Annotated in this window: 7 protein-coding genes; 2 read left to right on the forward strand and 5 right to left on the reverse strand. The window is 54.4% G+C overall.

Annotated features, from left to right (window positions below; all coding sequences use genetic code 11):
• Positions 1 to 513, forward strand: a 513-nt coding sequence (locus tag AB8B76_RS11555) for an aldehyde dehydrogenase family protein (protein ID WP_405272620.1), incomplete at its 5' end; no start/stop codon positions are given.
• Positions 514 to 522: 9 nt separating this feature from the next.
• On the opposite strand, the gene AB8B76_RS11560 is transcribed toward AB8B76_RS11555, so the two are convergent.
• On the reverse strand, positions 523 to 1,152 hold the full coding sequence (locus tag AB8B76_RS11560; protein WP_405272622.1) for a c-type cytochrome: 630 nt from the start codon (positions 1,150 to 1,152) through the stop codon (positions 523 to 525).
• 63 nt (positions 1,153 to 1,215) lie between these two features.
• A complete protein-coding gene (locus AB8B76_RS11565) occupies positions 1,216 to 1,878 on the reverse strand; it encodes a porin family protein (RefSeq protein WP_405272624.1) in 663 nt (220 codons plus the stop codon).
• 204 nt (positions 1,879 to 2,082) lie between these two features.
• Here AB8B76_RS11565 and AB8B76_RS11570 point away from each other — a divergent pair, with 204 nt between their 5' ends.
• Positions 2,083 to 3,363, forward strand: a complete 1,281-nt coding sequence (locus AB8B76_RS11570; protein WP_405272626.1) for an O-acetylhomoserine aminocarboxypropyltransferase/cysteine synthase family protein — start codon at positions 2,083 to 2,085, stop codon at positions 3,361 to 3,363.
• 63 nt (positions 3,364 to 3,426) lie between these two features.
• On the opposite strand, the gene AB8B76_RS11575 is transcribed toward AB8B76_RS11570, so the two are convergent.
• From AB8B76_RS11575 to AB8B76_RS11585, 3 genes are all read right to left on the reverse strand, one after another.
• Positions 3,427 to 4,422, reverse strand: a complete 996-nt coding sequence (locus AB8B76_RS11575; protein ID WP_405272628.1) for a DUF6268 family outer membrane beta-barrel protein — start codon at positions 4,420 to 4,422, stop codon at positions 3,427 to 3,429.
• Positions 4,382 to 4,663 (reverse strand): hypothetical protein, encoded by a 282-nt coding sequence (locus tag AB8B76_RS11580; RefSeq protein ID WP_405272630.1) that lies wholly within the window; start codon positions 4,661 to 4,663, stop codon positions 4,382 to 4,384. The genes AB8B76_RS11575 and AB8B76_RS11580 overlap by 41 nt, the downstream gene beginning before the upstream one ends.
• A 262-nt stretch (positions 4,664 to 4,925) precedes the next feature.
• On the reverse strand, positions 4,926 to 5,136 hold a 211-nt coding region (locus AB8B76_RS11585), incomplete at its 5' end, for a sugar transferase (protein ID WP_405272632.1).

The following is a 5,136-nucleotide window of genomic DNA, read 5'->3' on the forward strand; positions in this document are numbered from 1 at the left end:
TTGGTGTCAAAGACTTTGGAACTGTCTGTTGGCGATCCCGCCATGGACGACACCTTTGTCGGTCCAGTGATTCATGGTCACGCCGCGGACGAGATCAGCGGGCGTATTGATGACGCGCTTTCAAGGGGGGCTTTGCTTGCCTGTGGGAACAAGCGCGAAGGCAATCTTTTATGGCCGACGGTGATTGAGCAGGTGCCGGACGATGCAGCACTTGTTGCAGAAGAGACTTTCGGGCCGGTACTCCCCTTAAGAAAATTCGACTCCCTCGACGAGGTGGTCGCCTTGGTGAATGCTTCTCCCTATGGATTGCAAGCAGGGGTGTTTACGCAAAACCTTAGTGTGATTCGACGGTTGTTCGATGAACTGGAAGTGGGCCTATTGGCGACAAACGATGGCCCGGGCTTTCGCGCCGAGCACTTCCCCTTTGGCGGGGTCAAAGACAGTGGGATCGGGCGCGAAGGCGTGAAGTACGCGATTCGAGAGATGAGTTATCAAAAGACCTTGGTGATCTAGCTCGCGGGATTATCGGCTCCGATACAATCCCACGTGTACGAGAGGCGTTTTTGCGGGAGTGCCGGGCATAACCTGCTTGGGCACCTGATTCTTCACCGGGTCTAAAGATAGCAGGTAGCTGGCGATGGCTTGGGCATCGCCTGCACTCAGTTGTGCGTAGCTGGTCCAGGGCATGATGGCCATGGTTTGCCGGCCGTGACGCGTTTTACCGCTGCGCAGCAGTGTGACGATTTCTTCCTGCGTCCATTCGCCTAAACCCGTTTCCTTATCAGGTGTCAGGTTGGGCGGATAAACCGCCCCAGGGTAGTTGTTCATCATGGGATTGCTGTAGGCGATACCAATGCTGGAGCCCGCAAGCGTTTTGCTCGGATCTGGCTTGCCGATCAGGGCTCCATCGGTATGACAGCTAGCACAACCTAATAAGCCTACGAGATAGCGTCCTTGAGCGACGTCCGTATCCTCACCGCTAACGGGTAATTCAATACCCTTGCTGGCCTCGACGGGCGTCATTCCTCTCAATGGGTCTTTAGAGTTTTTGCTAGCGCCTGTATCGGCCTCGGCAATAGATGGAATAACAATTGCCGAGACCAGACCGGCGCTGAACGCGATCGCCATGATTAACCAAAATTTCTTGTTCATGGAAACTATCCTTCTCTTGGCGATCGGTTGTCGAAGCAATCGGTTAAAACCAGCAAAGGCTTGTTAAAACAACCAACCTAGTTCCGCGCGGAAAGCGTCGAAGCCTGGGTCCGCGCCGCTTCCACCATCGATGGTGGTGTGCTCCCAGCCGCCGCGAACAAACATGCCGCGGCCGAATTCATAACGGAGGCCGGCGCCTACGTTGTAGCTAAAGTTTGTTTCACTATAGGTGGAGTAAAAGTTGCTACAAATGTAGCCCCACCAGGGATCCCACCAGCAGCCTGTGCTGGGCGGTCCATCGGCAACGTTGGAGTCGAGGTAGGTCCAGCCGATACCCGCTTGAAGATATGGCGTGAAAGGACCATCCAGCATATTCCACACCCCGTTGAATTGTCCGTTAAAGGCATCTAATCGGTGGCTGATATCCACCAGGCCGTTATCTTCCGTATCGAGTACCGCGTCGTAGTCCGCTCGGGTCCACGAGCCATCAAAACGTAGTGCAAGATTCTGTGTGAAATTGTAGCCGGCACTAAAGCCAAAGCCGTAGCCGCTGTCGATGTCTATCGAAGACTCGTTCAAACCATCGCTGCTCTCCGAGCCGGTGAGATAGAGTCCAAAGGTGGTTTCCCACTTGCCCTCCCGCTGCGTGCTTGGGCCTGCCCATTGCGCTTGGGCGCTGAGAGAGAAGGCAGCCAATAAAATAGTAAGTAGGCGCGCTCTGCGCATAGAGGTGACCCTTGAAATGTTGTGGTTTGCTAATGCTTTCAAGGCAGCCGCAGTTTCTCTTAGACGCGTCGGATGCCTAAATCTCACTTTACAAATTATAACAGGACGCTATTGCATTTCAGAGTCCCACTGGCCGAGGATAGCACCCCCTGAAAACGCGATAGCGACGCGTTAATACAACTAAAGTAAAAAGAGATACAGCACATGAAACCGGAGACTATAGCCCTGCACGCAGGTTACGACGGCGACCGCGGCAACACCCGCGCGGCCACCACCCCTATTTACCAAACCACGTCCTTCACCTTTGATGACACTCAGCATGGCGCTGACTTGTTCAATTTAGCGGTGCCGGGAAATATTTATAGCCGGATCATGAATCCGACAAATGGGGTGCTTGAAGAGCGATTGGCACAGTTGGAAGGAGGTGTGGGCGCATTGAGCGTAGCGTCTGGTATGGCGGCGATTCGCTACGCCATCGAGGCGATCACGGAAGCGGGAAACAACATCGTGAGTACCTCGCAGCTGTACGGTGGCACTTACAACTTGTTCGCACACACGTTTCCCCGTCAGGGTATTGAAGTGCGTTTTGCCGAAGCCGACGACTTTGAGGCTGTTGCAGCGCTTATCGACGACAACACCCGGGCGCTCTTTTGCGAGTCCATCGGAAATCCGGCCGGTAACGTTGTTGATATACAGCGCTGGGCGGATATCGCTCACGCAGCAGGTGTTCCCCTGATAGTAGACAACACCGTTGCCACACCGATCCTGTGCCGCGTCTTCGATCACGGTGCGGATATCGCCGTTCATTCCCTGACCAAGTACATCGGCGGTCACGGCACGACGATAGGCGGCGCTATTGTCGATTCCGGGAAGTTTGACTGGGCGGCGCAACCTGAGCGTTTTGCTGTGATGAATACACCAGACCCTTCGTATCACGGCGTTGTATATACCGAAGCGCTAGGTCCGGCTGCGTTCATCGGGCGCTGCCGCGTTGTACCGCTTCGCAACACGGGCGCAGCTTTGGCGCCGCACAGCGCGTTTTTGATCATGCAGGGTCTCGAGACACTGGCTCTGCGTATGGAGCGTCATTGTGAAAACGCTGAAAAAGTTGCTGATTATCTTTTGCAGCATTCGTTAGTGAAGAAGGTTAACTATGCGACGCTCTCAGATAGCCCCTACGCGGAGACCTGCCAAAAGATTTGCGGCGGTCGCGCCTCGGGAATAATCAGTTTTGAACTGGAAGGGGGGCAGGAAGCAGGTGGACGATTCATCGATGCACTGCAATTGATTTTGCGTTTGGTGAACATCGGTGATGCCAAGTCTTTGGCCTGTCACCCGGCGAGTACGACCCACCGCCAGCTAAACGCAGAAGAACTTGCGTCTGCCGGAGTCAGTAAGAGCATGGTGCGCCTATCTATTGGTATCGAGCACGTCGATGACATCATTGCGGACCTGGATCAGGCGCTGGCTGCGAGTGCAGGGTAAGCGCTTGTTAGGCGGGCTTTCGCAAAGCCGATTTTGCTAAATCCGGCTTAGGTAAAGTCCGCTCTAGCGCAGCATTGCCGGGCGGAGTTTGAGAGAGAGTGCAAAAAAGCCGCTGGAGCCGACGCTGATATCAGGGTCCTCCAGCTGTCCGTTGCCACTGTTAAAGCGAAAGCCGCGCAGTCCTCCTATACCGGTTCGCGCTTCTAGCCAAACGTTCTTGTAAATCCGCCGTTCAGCGCTCAAGCCAAAGTCCCAGGCGTCCAGGCTCACGGCGACATCGTTATTTACCGGCTGGAGGCTCCAGGCGGCGCCAGACGGAGAAGCCCCGAGGCGAAACATCCAATCCTGAGTGGGGGAGTAAACGACAGCCGGCCAGGGCATGATCGCGCTGATCGTCCACTGTGGATTAATCACCCAGCTTGCCCCCAAGTAGGGGATCACGTAGCTATCGTTCGGGTTATCGTCCCCAAACAAACCAAAAGCCCACCAGAGCTTTTCGTTCTGCGTGTAACGGGCAAATACACCGCCCATGGTTTGCAGAGTCCAGTCTGAGCTCTCCTGGGTGCTTCTGTGACCCAAGGGCATGATGAACGCTGCTGCCTGCCATTCGGTATTAACCTGTCTAAACCATCCCAGCGGCAGGCCCACAGTGTCTACCCGAAAGTCGCCCGTTTCGTCGCTGTCGCTGTCAAACCGATTGCTACTCAGATAGGCCCCGACAACAACAGCATCGCGCTCGCTTACAAGAAAGGGGACTCCCGTAGCCGCAGATGCGCCCTGCTGGGTAAAGTCCAGCGTTTTCTTGGTGAGAGCGCTTTCGATTTGTGCTTCGCCGTAGCTTCGTGCGCCTAAATAGGCGATAGGAATAAAAGGGGCGTTAGAAACACTGCGCTGGAAGATGAATTCGCTGTTGTCGAAGGCCGTAACGGTGTCTTGAACAAAGTTTTGCGCGTTGGCTGGGGTGACCGCGAAAACCAATGCGATTGCGATAAGGAGCCTTTGAAGAGTTCTTACGGTGTCAGGCAACGCGACGACGATCGTGATGTCTGCGGCGGTCATGTTCAATGACAAAACCGTCGAGGTTAAGGGGGAAAACATTTGAGTGATGGTTCTTTCGACGATCAGTGCCGGAACGGTGTTTCCAGTGTCGATAAGGAGACAGATCGGATTCCATCGCCTCCATCTCCTCACGGAGATCTTCACCGGTTATGTAGCGTTTTGCGGCGGAGACAAAGACCCAGGCGGCAATCAGAAATGCACCTAATCCGAGAATGCCGATGACAGTCAAAAGTACGTCCATCAGCCTAGCGTTGCTCGCGAGCAAAGAACCATATTATGCCCGAGCTACCTCCACGTAAGTTTGTTCAAGTGTACCTGTTAGCAATGCGCTTGCAAGGCCCGAGCCAATGTTTTTCGTCAGGAATTACAGGGAGTTAGAGGGGGTGCCGGTTTGAGGCGTAAAAATATCTGACACACAGATGGGTGCTCATAGTGTCTGCGAGAGGTATCGCTGAAGCGTAGGTTCTCAGGCCAGGTGGTGACGTCGTGAAATAAGGAGCGCTTTAGCGCGCTCCTTTGCCAAACAGGATGACTTCTGCCGTCTGCAGCAGTACCAGGAAGTCGAGAAACAAGCTCTGGTTCTTCACATAGTAGAGGTCGAATTCGAGCTTGTTGAAGGTGTCTTCCAGAGACGCACCGTAGGGGTAGTTCATTTGCGCCCAGCCGGTGATGCCAGGCTTTACACAGTGACGCTTCTCGTAGAACGGAACAGTC

Source organism: Congregibacter sp. (assembly GCF_045107095.1).
GTDB lineage: Bacteria > Pseudomonadota > Gammaproteobacteria > Pseudomonadales > Halieaceae > Congregibacter.

Coding starts and splice junctions, on each gene's coding strand:
- AB8B76_RS11575 (WP_405272628.1), bottom strand. CDS start 4,422: ATGACCGCCGCAGACATCACGATCGTCGTCGCGTTGCCTGACACCGTA.
- AB8B76_RS11570 (WP_405272626.1), top strand. CDS start 2,083: ATGAAACCGGAGACTATAGCCCTGCACGCAGGTTACGACGGCGACCGC.
- AB8B76_RS11560 (WP_405272622.1), bottom strand. CDS start 1,152: ATGAACAAGAAATTTTGGTTAATCATGGCGATCGCGTTCAGCGCCGGT.
- AB8B76_RS11565 (WP_405272624.1), bottom strand. CDS start 1,878: ATGCGCAGAGCGCGCCTACTTACTATTTTATTGGCTGCCTTCTCTCTC.
- AB8B76_RS11580 (WP_405272630.1), bottom strand. CDS start 4,663: ATGGACGTACTTTTGACTGTCATCGGCATTCTCGGATTAGGTGCATTT.